Genomic DNA, 15,345 nt, shown 5'->3' on the forward strand with positions numbered 1-15,345 from the left:
GCTAACAAGCAATGTCTTTTATAATTCCCTGACATGCGCAAGGATCCATAAAGTGTGGTACCGGATAATCTGGGTGGGCTTCTTTTAATGCAAGCTCTGCTAAATATGCCGCGTCGCTTTGTAGAACTTCATGAAGCTTGGTTTGAATATTTAGCTCGCGCAACAAGTTTTCTATGTGGTTAAGCAAGTCGTCTGCTTGTCGTTCTATTGGGTAGTCCAACGAAGTAAGGCCACAGTATCTGGCGATTAAGGCTAGCTGCTGGTTTATTCTATCACCATACCATTTGAGTACAGGTAGCAATAACACTGCGTTGGCAAGGCCGTGAGGCGTGCCATACTGCGCACTTAATTGATGCGAAATAGCATGTACATAACCTACAGATGTTCTGGTAAAGGCTTGACCAGCGTAATGAGAAGCGAGTAGCAACTGCGCTCTTGCGTTTAAATCATTAGGGGTCTGTTGCACTTTAGGTAAAAACTCAAAAATGGCTTTACATGCGCAAAGCGCGCGCTCTTGACTGAATTTCAAACAGTTGATACTAAGGAGCGCTTCAATTGCGTGAGTTAAGGCATCAATCGCAGTGGTTGCGCTAATATGTGCAGGCATGCTGGTGGTTAATTCTGGCAACAACACAGCGTGATGGGGCACCAAGCAGAAGTCTGTTGCAGCGTATTTTGTATTGCTCTGTGGGTCGTTTACCACAGCTGCAACGGTAGTCTCTGATCCAGTTCCTGCGGTGGTTGGAATAGCAATATTGGCAGGCAAGCGCTTGAGTACTTTAAACAAACCTTTTAGCTGGGTAACTTGCTTGTGAGGCCTGACAATTCTTGCACCAATGAGTTTGCCGCTGTCTAATACCGAGCCACCGCCAAGAGAAATAATAGCTTTACAGTGTTTTTGATGATATGTCGCGACACCATTTTCAATGTTGTCTATGGTAGGGTTGGGTAATACCTCACTGTAATAATGCGCGACCAGATTGGCTTTTTCTAATGCCTCTGCAACGATGTTATGGAGGTTTAGCTGTAATAAGACGTTATCTGTGACAACCAGAACGTTGTCCCCTTTTTGCAATCCCAGTGCTTGTATCGCACTGTCTAATCCTTGTTTACCCTGATGTAGTTTGGGGCTTGGAATACCAATAAAAATCACAATACATTTGAGTGCAAAATGGTAAATGCGATAGAACCAATTCATAGTTACCTACCTATAACTGAGAATAAGAGCGCGAAATTGGTAAGATGAAGCATTGTAAGGCTGTGTTAGCTGTATGACGCAGACTACAGCCCAATACCAATTAAATCGCGGTAAAATTTGTAAGGTTATACCAATTTTCTTAATTAAGAGGTCTATTTTGAGGCGAGAAAATCTTGTCGATAACTAGGCAAAAATTTTGCTATTTAGTTGTTCTAAATAAGAAATTTTTAGTGCTGTTAGCGTCAGATTTACTCCTTCAAATTGAGCAAGTTTTAAGTCAAATTGGTATTAATACCTCCAGTCTGTACTGTAGACTTATCATATCGAGATTGCGAGTAAAATGATCAGCAGGGTGTTACGGCCTAACTTGACAGCCAACGTCAGTCATATGACGTTTTTCAAGTACTTGAGCTGCTGCTTTTTTTAATTTTTGTATGTAAGCTTCTGGCGCATTTTTATGAGCAGTGAGGTAAAGTGTTTTACTCAAGTCGGGGACTTCTAAGACTTTATCCCATTGCGCACGGACACCCATTCTAGTTGCCATTCTTTCAACAAAATTCTCCGCACCGAAGATGAAGTCTATTCTACCTTTTTCAAGCAGACCGCCAGCTCGATTAAAGCTACTGACCGATACAAGGTTATTGTCAGGATTAAAACCGTGCTGTTTCAGGTAATTCTCTGAGAGTTGGTCGGCACCAACGGCAACAACATGTTGTTTTATTTTTTCTATACTCCACTGAGAGTGAGTGTTTACATCGGCACGCTTGTAAAACGCGACGTTCAATTCACACAGCGGTGCAATCCAAGTGTAATTCGCTTCTCGATCACTGGTCTTGGCTAATGAGTACAGCAATGCGTAAGGCGATTTACTGGCATATGACTTGGCTCGTGCCCATGGCAACATATAGATTTGATAGCCTAAATCGGCTTCCCACATGATGAGTCTGACAATTTCGCTAGCAAAACCGCCGATGGCGCCATTTTTTTGTTTGACTTGATAAGGAGGAAAATGCTCGGTGTAGATATCTATTTTCTTTGGTATGTCAGCGTGTGTATAAAAGGCACTGAATATAGCGATAACGCTCCCAATGAAATACTGCATATAACGTTCTCAAGGTCGTTTTAGGTAGTATAACTCATAATTTGGTATTGGTTTTCCTTGTGCCTTGATAATTTTTATTTGGTGTCATTATGGCATCATTAAAGTGCGTTTTGGTGTGTTTATAGAATTAAATAATGACGTAAACTAGTCTCCGTGGTTGAGGAGTTGTTATGCGTTTTGTTTCATTGATAATGGTCTGGCTAGGTTTCTTATTGGTGTCTATCCCTTCATATAGTAGTGAAGTTGCACTGGATTATGTGATGGGAGAGGGTGACGTTAAAGGCTTAAGGCTTGGTTATCGGCCAGCACACTTTAGTATTTCAGAATATGGGTTTAGTGAAGGTTCGTACATTTACTTTGAGTTGAGTACGAACTATTGGGAGTATGGCGACCCAAAACGTTCAGACAMTAGTTTTGCAATTGCTTTATCGCCTGTGCTCAATGTGCCAATAACAAAACTCGGCACGATGCCTGTTAATTTTGAATTTGGTATTGGCATGTCATACGTCAGTGACACACGTTTTGCCGGTAAAGATATTGGTGTGCATTATCAATTTGAAGACCGAATTGGTATCAATTTAAGCGTAACACCAACTAGCAAAGTGGGAATGAGGTACTTACATTACTCAAATGCTGGTCTAAGTGATCATAATCCAGGTCTGGATTTCTTTAACTTATTTTACGTTAGGCGGTTCTAATACGGTTTACTAAACCAACTTTCGAATTCAAACAGTAGGCTGGCTGTTATTGCTCAACCTTAGCGTGATTTTGCAAACAGGTCGGATCCGGTTTGCACAACGGTTTTTTCTCCCTTTTATGATTTCAAGGATGAAATCTTTTCTTACTTATTTCACGATTATTTTCCTTTCGTAATGCGTTAGAATCTACCAGCTGATGTTGCTGTTTTAGGGATGTTTTGGCCRCAGTGTTCAGCTGTAACGACAAATAACTTCTGACTAGCGTTATATTACGCCTTTTGAGCTTGGGTATTTTATACCAATTTGACTTAATACTTGCTCAATTTGAAGGAGTAAACCTGACGCTAACAGCGTTAAAAATTTCTCATTTAGAACAACTAAATAGCAAAATTTTTGCCTCGTTATCGACAAGATTTTCTCGCCTCAAAATAGACCACTTAATTAAGCAAATTGGTATCTTTTTCCAAACAATAATAAAGAAGGAAGAACCATGGAAATAAGCTCTGTAACTACACGATTAACGCGTTTCACCCCATTAGTTTGGGTGATGCTAATTGGCAACTTTTTTGTTCGTGCCAGCTATTACATGGTGTGGCCATTTTTAGCCGTAATACTGTATGAAAACTATGGGCTGAGCGCTACTGAGGTAGGCTTGCTGCTGACGGTATCTGCGACGGTCGCAGTCTTTTTAGGCTTTTACACCGGTAATTTGGCTGATCGTTTTGGTCGCACCAAAATGTTATACATTGCTGTCAGCATAGGTGCGATTTCTTTTTCTATGCTAGCGGTGGCAGAGTCATTATGGCTATTCGCAACATCGGTATTTTTGGCCTGTTTGCCCAGAACGCTTTGGGATGCACCTAGTAAGGCGTTACTTACCGAAGAACTGGCAGATGTAAAAGACAGAGAACTAGCGCTTCACCTTCTCTATTTTTTAGTCAATGTGGGAGCAGCGCTTGGGCCTCTTTATGGTTTATGGGCGGGGCTCAACGGGGAGCAATTTAGTTTTATCTACACCGGTATATCTTATATTGGTCTACTATTTGCTCTGCTTTATTTTCGACCTAAGTTGAGTGAAGCACAGCTTGCAACTGCTCAGTCAGCAGCTAAATCTGTACCAAAGTTTTCAAAGTGGCTTGGGATTTTACGTAAAGATAAAGTATTTCTGATAGTGCTTGTTGCCACGACTTTGGTGTACTTAGTATATGCTCAGTGTGATTCGAGCTTAGTTCAATACCTTACCCGTGCTCAAGTACCTGAATTAGCATGGTTGATCTCAAGCCTCATAATAGCGAACTCAAGTGTCATTATTATCTGCCAGTTTCCGCTGCTCCATTTGATGAAAAATTGGCGAATTGAACATCGACTATATGCAGGCGGGATAGTTTTGGTGATATCTCAATTGATGATGGCTATCAATGATGTACAAAATGTCTGGGGTTGGATAGCAGCAATGATGGTGTTGAGTTTAAGCGAGGCGATTATGTTCACAAATATCAATGTGTACATTGATAGATTGGCTCCTGATAACTTAAAAGCGAGTTACTTTGGTGCCGCTGGACTTTGTTCCCTAGGATATGCTGTGGCACCAGTAATAGGTGGACTTATCTTGGATCTGCACTCAGGGATGATGTTGTTTATAGTAATGACATTAGTATCAATCACGGCGCTTGGTTTTTATCGTATTGCTCAGGTAAAACCAAGCGTGGCCGCTGAAGCTTCTTAAATATCCCGCGCTCACAGTATATGCGGTGTTCGAACCTGTATCACCGCTTACCTTTTTAACTGGTATTAATTACCAGCCATTTTCTGTAAGTAGCTAAGGCGCTGTTGCTCCGCTGCGCTTGGCTGATATGGCTGACGCTCCAATGCGTCAAAGTAAAAATCGGTGATCTCATACTCAGAGACTTTACTGTCGCCAAATTGTGCCCGTTTTCCTGGCATGGGTGACATTTTCTCAATAACAAAGGTTTTTAGTGTAAATCGTGAAGGGCCTGACTTCGCTGAAAATGGCTCAAGCACTGAGTGATGGGCTTTTAAATGAAAGACCTGTTTACCCTCGCTGAGCTTTTGCTTTTCTACTAGATGACTTACGGGAGTGCCATCAGGTGTGAACAGGTTTGCGCGGATCCGATAGCTACCGCTTTGTTTTACCTCAAGTTGAAGCGGAATGACTAAATCGCTTTTATGGGGATATGGCTGGGCAATCGTTAGTAAAGTAGCGCTGGGTTGATAGTAACGAGCATTGGCGGTCAGTGCTACGGGCTTTGCATTAGTTGGGTTTGCTCTAACTTGGATATTTAACTCAGGTGGCCAGTCTGCTTGTCCTGCAATTTCTCCTTGCCAAACCTCTGCTTTTTTTATTAATCGAGAGGTTGCGATGGCCTGTTGTGTCATTGGATCAACGACTGTAGCAACCGCACTGGAAAACTGACTGCCAGATAAACTAACTTCGATGGTTGCTGGATGAATAAAGCGATATTGATTTAATGTCAAAGACACCTGTTGGTTGGTATCTTCTAATAACATAGTAACGGCGTAAAAATGGTTGGGGTTGAGTCTGTCAAAATCCCCTTTCCCAAGTGGTTGTGAATAGGGTGGCAAGGAGATGCTGTACTCATAATGTGCTGCCGCAGATTGCGCTGCTTGTGCAAGGGGCAGGGCATCGATGAGAGGTTGTTTTTTTGACGCTGTGGCTTGCGCTGTAGCCGCCTTCGGAGTTGGTATTATCGCACTTACATTAAGGGGAGGAGTTGCCTGCAAGGCGGGTGTAGGTGAGGGAGGCATTGGGCGCTGCAAGGCAAAAAAAACTGCCGCAATACAGACGATGACTAAAAGCGTGCTGATTAAGAAAAACTTTTTCATAAACTTACTCTGTTAATACAAGGAACTGCGCAAGTCAGTTCCTCAACATAGAAATTAGCAAAGTGACACTGTGATCACAGTGAACTTAAAATCAATTGTGAAAAGCTTTGAGAGTCAGACTCGCTTACGTAGCGATAAGTTTTTTTCCAAAACCAACTGCCAGTTGTTTCTTCGTAAGTGTTGTAGCGAATAGTCTTATATCCAGCATTGAACTGGGTGCGTGCTGCGGTTACTTTGCCTTGATAGTCTCTATCAGGAAGATTGCCGTGACTATACTCAGCACTCATGAGAAGTGGGTAGTGATAGGGCATAAAGCTTGTTACTGCATCATCTTGTGCGGTGAGCTGACCATTGATAGCAACACTGCTACTACAGCTTCCAAAACTGCCTTTTGCCGACGCACCGCAAGAGGAATGAGTAGATACCACACCATCGTCATTGCCAGGTAAAAAGCCTGACGTGAGACCAAAATAGTCACTTGCATCAGCAACAAATCGCAGGCGTGGCGCATTGTCACTCGGATATTGCGAGACTTGTCTGGCATTATTTACCTTTAAATCCCACATTATCCCAAACTCTTCGGGCATACTGCCTAGCCACGCTTCAATAGCTTGACGTGTTAGTCCACCGACTATGCCACCAGAAGTTGCCGCATTAATTGCGGTGTCAGCTAATTCACTGCCCCCACCGGCACCTGCTAAATCAAAGGTAGCGACAATATTCAAAGGAGAAAGGCCTGCATTTTGCAGCCAAGTTGCTTGGTTATCTAAGATATAACGTGCGACTAGATCACCTGTTGAGTGAGTCACAAACACACATCCTGGATCACAGGTGCCATTCTCGGCAAATGACTTTAATTTTGGCCAAATAAAGTCAGTGGCAATTTTACCTTCTAGGCGCTCATAAGAAGGCCAATCGATGCGAGCATCAGCATGGTTTATCCAAAAAGATGACCAGTACTCTTGACCTTCAAGCTCAACATTCGTGCTAGTTGGGCGGTTTAGTTGATCCGCTTGAAAGCCATGGATAAGTATGGTTTTATAGTTTGCGGCCTGCACCGGAGTGCTAAGTGCCACGCCGGATAATAACGCTGAAATAACAGCAGTGTATACAAAGTTAGTTTTCATTGTCTTCGTCCTTTAAAGCGCCAAGTGACACATCTATAACGAGCCTAAGACCGAGTATTAATCTCGTGAGCTCTTAGAGTTCGCACAACTACTTTCACTACTACTGAAACGCATCTTATTAGTATAATTTGACGTGATTCATTATATTCACGTCAGGTTAACTTATGCTACTTCTGGGTTGTTGTGAAGATCCGAAAGTAAATTTAATGTTTTTTCACTACGTTTCACAAATGGGTTGGTGTCGTCCCAAACATAACCAGCCAAAACAGAAGTGATTTGGCTTTTTATTTTTTCCGGCTTGTTATTTGAAAAGAATAAACGGCGCAGACGACCGTCATACCAGCCTTCAATATAGGTGCGCATCACTGCGATACCATCAAGCATGTGCTGTTCATACTCTTGTTGCCAGTCTGCGGCTTTACCCTCAAGTTGCTTGACTATTAAGTCTGCGGCTCTAGCTCCGGACTCAATCGCAAACATAACTCCCGCTGAAAAAACAGGATCAATAAACTCGCTAGCGTTACCAGTTAGCACGAAGTTTTTGCCATAAAGCTGCTTAATCCCTTTGGAATAACCTTTAATCTCCTTAGGCTCCATGCAAAGCTCCATTCCCTCTAGCATCGCGGAGGCATGTTTATCACGAGCAAGATAAGTTAAAAAGCGTGTTTTGGTATCACCTTCTGCGCTCTCTAAATAAACCGGATCACCAACAAAACCAACGGAAACGCGGCCATCTGAGAAAGGGATCAGCCACGCCCAAACTTCTTCTTCGTGAACTAAAATAGTGACTTTATTGTTTTCAGCGCCTGTATTGACACCGTTTGCTGGTTTAAATTGTGCGAACAGTGTTGCACGTGTAGGTAAAGAAGAAGGCTCGTTTAAGTCCAATAAGTTAGCTAGCACGCGGCCATAACCACTGGAGTCAACTACGAATTTTGCTTGGATTTCTTGTTGCTCACCGGCCTCGTTTACTACTTTAACAATAGGTGATTCAAGCTCCATATTAGCATCAACAACTGATGTACCGAACGCAATAGGAGCGCCCATTTTTTGTACTTCTTCTGCAAGTACATTATCAAAATCGTCTCTAGGTACTTGCCAAGTCCAAGTCCAGCCATCAGTATAATTTTTTGAAAAATCGAAAAATTCGTGGAAATCATCTTGCTTAAAATTGGCACCAATTTTTTTCTGGTAATTGCGTGCGACAAGGGCTTCCATAAATCCCGCATCTTCTAAGTGCTGCATACTTTGTGGTAGAAGACTTTCACCGATGACATAGCGAGGGAAGTGGCTACGCTCAACAATTTTTACCGTGAGTCCAGCTTTGATAAGTTTTGCTGCGGTCATGGTGCCGGCGGGTCCAGCACCGATAATAAGTACATCTACATTTTCCTTAGCCATTTTGTAATTCCTTAATCATATATTGTGAGAAATGTGGCATTGAGTTAGTCCTAGAGTGATACACTTAAGCATCACACTAGGATTTTAATTTAACATTATATTAACAGTGAAATTGTTAAATAGTGTTCATAATTTCTGACATTTTTATTAAGTCATCAGGGGTTTTAATCCAGCTGTTGTGAGAGCCTGTCATCACGATTTCTTGGAGCTGTTTAATATCCATGACTGTATTAATAAGATTATGTTTTTTGTTGAGATATAAGTTGATAATACGATTGGATAGTTGTAGTTCTAAACTGTCCGAGGGGGAGATCTCTACCTCTGATCCGGCACTAAACAGGGTCACTTTTGCATCGCATGCAAATCGAGGTTCAGCACAGTAATTGTAATTAATACGATCAGGTGCTAGCGCTGCAAATTCGGGGTATAGAGTAAAAGCTTCATCATTAACTTTTGCGTAGTCAAAACATGGGTCAACAAACACAATGTGCTCAATCGTGTCGCCGTTTTTCTGTAATAACTTTGCGACCTCTAGTACCAATGTTGCCCCAAAGCTCCAACCAAAAAGTCGGTAAGGGCCACTTGGTTTTAACTTTTTAAGGTGGATAACATATTGCAGGGCTAGCGTTTGGAACTGGTAGTATTCATAAGCCAATGAGCCTTCGCACTTGTCTTGCGCAGCATAAATGTTGTTGAAGCAATAACAGGGTGACGAAAGTTTCGGGGCAAGCGATTGTAAGTAACTCTCAGCGCCTCCACCTCCAGGTGGAAATAAAAACCACTCAATAGGGGTATCCGTGCCATTCACTAATGCACCGACTTCTATATCGCTTAGGGTTTTTAGACTACCTTGTTCACACGCGCCAAGTGAATGTTCAACAATTTGTGTTAGCGCCGCTGCAAATGCAGTGATAAATTTTTGCGTTTGGTTGTCACCTAACTGACTTGCAAAGGTAAGTTGCAGCTGCATTTGACGCACTTGCGCATTGACTATTAATGCCATCTCGTCTCGGTTTTCTTCACTGCTTGCTTTACCAGAGTCAGCGCTTAGCATACTTATACCATTACCCTGAGTATCGCTATTGTTGTCAAGCTGTCCCAAATAATTGAAGCTTACTTTGGGCAGTTGGCTAAAAGCAAACTCGCCACGCCTTACCAGCTCACTAAAGCCAAGCCCTTTGTCTGGAATAGCCCGAAGCGTTTCTTTGCTACTAATAATCAAGGTAGACAAGTCGTCCTCATTTTTTAACGCAACGGGGAACATACTGGTAAACCAGCCAAGTGTTCTGGAAGTATCAATCTCATTGCTCAAATGTTCGCGGCCGTGGCCTTCTAATGTCAGGTGACAGTAGTCTGTGGTGAAGCTGTGACACCATGCCTTGGCAAATGCACTCAGTAACAAGTCATTGATTTCAGTATTGAAACCAGCAGGTGCATGGCGTAAAAGCTGCTCGGTAAAATGCCTATCGAAGCGATGTGTAAAGTGTTGCTGTGGAGCTGTTGCATTGAGTGGCTGGTGAGTATTTAGCACATTTTTCCAGTATGGGATTTGTGGCTCAAACGGATGTTGGGCTAATACTTCTGACCACTGACGATAGCTACTTGTTTTATCTGCAAGCATGCCTCCTTGGAGCAAATTGTTGAGATCTTCAACAAACACCCGCCATGAAACACCATCGATGATTAAGTGATGGACAATAATGGCCAGTCTAGGCGCACAGGTTTCACTGTTCAGCAGGACAGGCTGCCAAAGGGCGCCACTCCCTAATTCAAAGCGCCCGTGTATATTGGTCAGTGCTTGTGCCGTTTGCTCAGCATCAAGGGAAGTCGTATCTAAGTGGATCAGCTTTGGTACAGGGCAGCTTTTGGTGCTTTGATACTGAGATTGCCATGTTTCACCTTGGCTAAACTGTGCTCGTAATATGTCATGGTGACAATGAAGCTGAGCAAGGGCATTTTCTAGTGCATCTAGTGTAATATCATGTGGCAGCGCCAGCATTACAGATTGATTAAAATGCGCTTTATGTTGGTAATGAGAGGTAAGAAACCACTGCTGAATTGGCAGAAGAGGGATCTTGCCATCAAGTTCGCCCTGCTCTGCATTGATTATTACCTGTTCACTCGTTGCTAAAAACTGGCATAGTGCGTCGAGTGTGGGATAGGTAAAGATGTCTTTGGTGGATAAAGCATAACCTGCGCGCTTTAGCGCGGACATCAACTGAATACTAATAATGGAATCGCCACCAATATGGAAAAAGTTATCATCCAGCCCCACTTGCTTGAGTCCAAGTACTGCACACCAAATCTGTGCAATCTGTTTTGCTTGTGCTGTCTGTGGTACTCGGCGGTGCTGTGCGTGAGAAAACTCTGGCTCTGGTAGAGCGCGAGCATCAATTTTACCATTTATTGTTACAGGTAGCGCATCTAACACCACGTAGGCGCTGGGCAGCATATAACTTGGCAGTAGTTGACACAGCGATTGCTCTAGTGCAGCTTCATTGAATGACTCTGTGTTTGCGAGTACCAAGTAAGCGACAATACGTTTAATTCCATCTTGCTCGTTTACCTTTATAAAGGTTGTTTTAACGTGTGGATGCTGTTTAATGGCAGCTTCAATTTCCCCAAGCTCAATACGGTAGCCGCGAATTTTAACCTGAAAATCGCTTCGTCCAACGTAGTCAAGTAGGCCATCTTCACGCCACTTAACTAAGTCGCCCGTTTTATACATTTTGTTCCAACCATTTTCGAGATACTTAGCCGATGCGAATGGATTAATTAAGAATGCTCGTTCAGTTAAATCTGGGCGGTGCAAATAGCGCCTTGCCATACCTGCGCCACCAATATACAGCTCTCCTGCGACTCCTGGTGGCAGTAATTTTCCTGTAGGTGACAACACGTAAGCAGACTTATTAGCAGTAGCACGGCCGATGGGCGCGCCTTGAGTGGTGTCATTGAGTAAACAGCATGTTGCATAGACGGTTGTTTCTGTAGGGCCATAAGCGTGATAGAGACTGAGATTGGGGGCTTGACTTTTTACTTGCTCAACCATAGTCAAATCAACGGCTTCACCCCCAAAGTTAATTTGTTTCAGTCCTGCGAGCACAAAAAAATCTTCGTTGGCTAAACGGTTGAATAGCGCAGTTGTGACGAAGCAGGTATCAACTTGATTTTGCAGGCAATAGCTTACGAGTTTGGTTGGATCAAGTTGGGTATGTTTGTCTATCAGATGTAACGTTGCTCCATGACAAAGCGTTACAAAGCAATCAAAAATGAAGGCATCAAAGGTAATGCTTGACAGGCTAAGCACATTGTTTAGCAAGGTAGCGTCGATAAAGTGGTCATCAGTAGCATAATTTAACAATGCTTCGTGGCTTACCTCTACGCCTTTTGGATTGCCAGTGGTCCCAGAGGTATAAATAATATATGCCAGATCAGATGGTTTTACAGATACCTTGGGCTCAACGGTGGCTTCATGTGATGGCGCGTCACTGACTAGATAGTTTAGAGCAGCTAATGGTGAGCTTGCTAGTTTATTTAGCCACTGAGACTGAGTGATCACGATTTTTGCATCACAGTCTTTGGCAATATAGTCAATTCTTGAGTCAGGAAACTCCGGTGAGATTGGCACGTAACCACCGCCAGCTTTGAGAATAGCGAGGATGGCGACAATCGAGTCCAGCTGTTTTTCGTGCATCAACAATACCGGAAAATCCCCTTGGTACTCATGACCATATATCTCAGCCTTGTAGTGCAACAGCTGCTGCGCCAACTGACAAGCTTGCTGATTGAGTGCTTCATAAGTTAAGTGTTTATCGTGGCAAACTACAGCGACTGTATCGGGGGTACTCTCGACCTGAGTGCAAAGCAAGTCATTAAAATTATTGAACTTGCATAGTGCACGCTCAGTTTGGTTCCATTCATTAAGAATACGTGCTTTTTCTTCAGCAGTAATTATTTCAATATGATTGTGTAGTAGGTGAGGATCTACGGTAATCTGCTCAAGGATAAGCAGCAGTTGGTTTTGTAATTGCTCTATGCGTAGCGCGCTGAGCAAACTGCCGTCATACATTAGTTCAAGTTGCAAGGTACCTTGCTCTTTTGCGATTAGCGCCAGTGGGTACTCAACTTGTTCTGGCGCTGTGTCAAACTGCCAGCGAGCTTGCTGTGCCTTGGCTTGTTCGTTTTCAAGACTGGGGTAATTTTCGAAAACAACTAGGCTTTGGAATAAACGCGTGCCACCTTGTTGCAGCGACGCGAGTGACACATTCGCATGGCTATTTAAGTCTAAAATGGCCGTTTGGATCTTCTCAAGTTGCTGCGCGATGGTGGTATCGGTAGGCCAATCAAGATAAAGCGGTAACGTATTAATATAAGCACCAACACTTTGCGCGATCCCGTCAATTGGTAAGTCACGGCCTGCGATAGTTGTGCCAACAAGCGTAAATTCGTCGCGCGTGTAAATCTGGATAAGTTTATGCCAAGCAAATTGAACCGCAGCATTGAGTGTGACCGAGTGTTGCTGACACACTTGTTGCAACTTACTAAATGTTTCGTTTGGCAGAGTAAAATGTCGTGTCTGTGGGTCGTGGTTATGACGCAGTGTTTCTAAATCTGTTGAGTGACTAAACAAGGTATTCAGATCGTTTGCCTGTGATAAATCAGCGACATGATTTTGCCAAAAAGCTTTGGTGGCGGCTTGGTTGTCTCTTAGGTAAGCATGGGCATCTAAATAGGCATTATCTACCTGAAAAACAGGCGCTTGACCTTGTAGTAATTGCGTGTAGTTCTGGTGAACGGTCTGCATAACGAGTGGGCCGCTCCAGCCGTCACAAACGCTGTGATGCTCAGTTTTTATTAAGTGATAATGGGTTTCACCGCGTTTGACCAAATGCAGGTTAAATAGTCCCGGTCTTGCAAAATTAAACGGCTGGGCGAGCGTTTCTTTTGCCAGCGCTGCGATGTGCTGCTCTTGTTCATCCTGAGCATATTGACTCATATCAATCACACTAAAGTTATCATCATCAACACAAGTGTGATTAACGATAAGCTGTAGCATGGTTTCTTCAACATCAAAGGCGCAGCGCAGTGCCGGATATTGTAGTGAGGTTAACTGCCATGCTCGTAGGTAGAGTGATGGGTCTATTTTGTCGAAATACTGCATCTGTGACTGCACGCGATAAGCGGTGTCTGCGGGGTTGTTAAGCTGGTGGAAGATAAAGCCTTGCTGCAAGTTTGTTGCAGGATAAACCGCGGCTAGGTCGTAGCGTGTGCACAGTGCATCTAAATGGCTGAAGCTGATACCCGTCAGGTTATAGTCGCTCGGTGTGTGTTTGGCACCAAGCGCTTTGCTACTCAATGCTTTATCGATCACCGCTTTAAGGCTGGCGGTGAATTGGCTTTGGAACAGAGCAAATTGTTCATCAGATAATGCTGTGGTGCAATTCAACACAAGTTGACCATGAATAATAGCTGCGTTGATATCCAACACATAATGACCGTTATTCTCGGCGGCGACTTGTTGACCAGTAATCGCCTCGGTTAAGTAGAAGTCGCCACTAGGTTGTTGCGTTCTTGTGCCATCGATTTGGCCTAAATAGTTGAATGCAACGCTTGGCAAAGCACCGGTTACCTGTTTGGCAAAATAAAACTGACCAAAAGCAACGCCGTTATCTGGTAAATTACGCAGTTGTTCTTTAGCATTGACGATAGCGCTTTCTAGGCTTTCACCTGCATGGAGTGCCAGCGGATATAATGATGTAAACCAACCAACAGTGCGTGAATGGTCAATGTCTTCTGCAATGTGCTCACGACCATGCCCTTCAAGGGTAATAACCTGATTGTTACTACCTGTAATATGAGCAAGTGTCAGTGATAGCGCGGCAACAACAAGATCCCTAGGCTCGGTGTGATAACCCTGATTAGCCTCAAATAGCAACGGTTGCGTGAATGCAGAATCTAGTTTAATCACTCGGTTTTTCGGTGTGCTCTTGGCTGATAAGTGCGTTTGGCAAGTATCAAGTACTTCCTGCCAGTAGTTAATTTGTTCAGATTGAACCTGTGCATATTGGGCTAAGGTCTCAACCCACTGGCGATAACTTGAGGTTTTTTGTGCTAATTTTTTGCCTTGATAAAGGCTATTTAAATCCTCAATTAGGATCCGCCAAGAGACAAAATCAATGATCAAGTGATGGAAGGCCAGTACCAATACATCTTGGCCTTGGCGTTTGACGCGAATTGGCTGCCATAACGGGCCTGAATTTAACGCAAACTGTGATTGCAAACGGGTTAACTGCTTGGCAAGTTCGTCGTCACTGAGTGTATCTGCATCGAGCCTAGCCAAAGGCGCCATGGTGCTATTTTGTTGGTACTGTTGGGTAAAGTGCGCTGTCTTTTGATTGAACGCTAGGCGTAGCACATCGTGTTGCTCAGCCAATGCAGACAAGAGTTCGACTAATCGCTCATCACTGATTGCTCTTGGCATCACCGTGGCAAAAGTTTGGGCAAAATGTGCGGGATTAGCAAACTGATTGGCAAAGAACCACTGCTGGATAGGCAGCAGATCGAACTCGCCTTCAAGCTGGCCTTGTTCGGTTTTTATCTCAACCTGTTTATCGCCATTGGCATTGATAAGTTTTGCCAGCCGCGCCGGAGTTGGGGCGGCAAATATCTCTTTAACTTGTACCGTTAATCCAGCTTCTCTTAAGCGTGAAACCAGCTGAATACTGACAATAGAGTCACCGCCGATTTGGAAGAAGTTATCCTCAATGCCCACTTGCTCAAGGCCAAGTACCTGCTGCCAAATCTCACAAAGCAGGGTTTCTAAAGTATTGCGCGGTGCCACATAGAGGTTATCGGCTTGAAGCTCTGGTGCAGGCAGAGCCTTACGGTCAAGCTTGCCGTTACCGGTGAGTGGAATATGTTCAACTAGGATAAAGTGACTGGGCACCATGTACT

General features: G+C 43.6%; 8 protein-coding genes. 2 read left to right on the top strand and 6 right to left on the bottom strand.

Going from position 1 to position 15,345, the window contains the following annotated elements; all coding sequences use genetic code 11:
• Position 1: 1 nt before the first annotated feature.
• Both EAG18_RS21610 and EAG18_RS21615 read right to left on the bottom strand, forming a co-directional pair.
• Positions 2-1,198: an iron-containing alcohol dehydrogenase gene (locus EAG18_RS21610; RefSeq protein WP_125254414.1), complete on the bottom strand. Its 1,197-nt coding sequence runs from the start codon at positions 1,196-1,198 to the stop codon at positions 2-4.
• A 355-nt stretch (positions 1,199-1,553) separates the two neighbouring features.
• The gene (locus EAG18_RS21615; RefSeq protein WP_125254415.1) at positions 1,554-2,300 is read right to left on the bottom strand and encodes a transporter substrate-binding domain-containing protein; all 747 of its coding nucleotides are present in this window, start codon (positions 2,298-2,300) and stop codon (positions 1,554-1,556) included.
• Between the two features lie 170 nt (positions 2,301-2,470).
• On the opposite strand from EAG18_RS21615, the gene EAG18_RS21620 reads away from it, so the two are divergent.
• Both EAG18_RS21620 and EAG18_RS21630 read left to right on the top strand, forming a co-directional pair.
• Positions 2,471-2,998 (top strand): acyloxyacyl hydrolase, encoded by a 528-nt coding sequence (locus EAG18_RS21620; protein ID WP_125254416.1) that lies wholly within the window; start codon positions 2,471-2,473, stop codon positions 2,996-2,998.
• A 490-nt stretch (positions 2,999-3,488) separates the two neighbouring features.
• The gene (locus EAG18_RS21630) at positions 3,489-4,724 is read left to right on the top strand and encodes an MFS transporter (RefSeq protein WP_125254418.1); all 1,236 of its coding nucleotides are present in this window, start codon (positions 3,489-3,491) and stop codon (positions 4,722-4,724) included.
• A 65-nt stretch (positions 4,725-4,789) separates the two neighbouring features.
• Here EAG18_RS21630 and EAG18_RS21635 read toward each other — a convergent pair whose 3' ends face one another.
• From EAG18_RS21635 to EAG18_RS21650, 4 genes are all read right to left on the bottom strand, one after another.
• Entirely contained in the window at positions 4,790-5,863 is a 1,074-nt protein-coding gene (locus tag EAG18_RS21635) for a hypothetical protein (RefSeq protein ID WP_125254419.1), read from the bottom strand.
• Positions 5,864-5,937: 74 nt separating this feature from the next.
• Entirely contained in the window at positions 5,938-6,990 is a 1,053-nt protein-coding gene (locus tag EAG18_RS21640) for a hypothetical protein (RefSeq protein WP_125254420.1), read from the bottom strand.
• Positions 6,991-7,152: 162 nt separating this feature from the next.
• Positions 7,153-8,391 (bottom strand): NAD(P)/FAD-dependent oxidoreductase, encoded by a 1,239-nt coding sequence (locus EAG18_RS21645; RefSeq protein ID WP_125254421.1) that lies wholly within the window; start codon positions 8,389-8,391, stop codon positions 7,153-7,155.
• A gap of 115 nt (positions 8,392-8,506) precedes the next feature.
• Positions 8,507-15,345, bottom strand: a 6,839-nt coding sequence (locus tag EAG18_RS21650) for a non-ribosomal peptide synthetase (RefSeq protein ID WP_125254422.1), incomplete at its 5' end; no start/stop codon positions are given.

Origin of the sequence: Pseudoalteromonas sp. J010 (assembly GCF_003934235.1) — a bacterium.
GTDB lineage: Bacteria > Pseudomonadota > Gammaproteobacteria > Enterobacterales > Alteromonadaceae > Pseudoalteromonas > Pseudoalteromonas peptidolytica.

Coding starts and splice junctions, on each gene's coding strand:
- EAG18_RS21610 (WP_125254414.1), bottom strand. CDS start 1,198: ATGAATTGGTTCTATCGCATTTACCATTTTGCACTCAAATGTATTGTG.
- EAG18_RS21615 (WP_125254415.1), bottom strand. CDS start 2,300: ATGCAGTATTTCATTGGGAGCGTTATCGCTATATTCAGTGCCTTTTAT.
- EAG18_RS21630 (WP_125254418.1), top strand. CDS start 3,489: ATGGAAATAAGCTCTGTAACTACACGATTAACGCGTTTCACCCCATTA.
- EAG18_RS21635 (WP_125254419.1), bottom strand. CDS start 5,863: ATGAAAAAGTTTTTCTTAATCAGCACGCTTTTAGTCATCGTCTGTATT.
- EAG18_RS21640 (WP_125254420.1), bottom strand. CDS start 6,990: ATGAAAACTAACTTTGTATACACTGCTGTTATTTCAGCGTTATTATCC.
- EAG18_RS21645 (WP_125254421.1), bottom strand. CDS start 8,391: ATGGCTAAGGAAAATGTAGATGTACTTATTATCGGTGCTGGACCCGCC.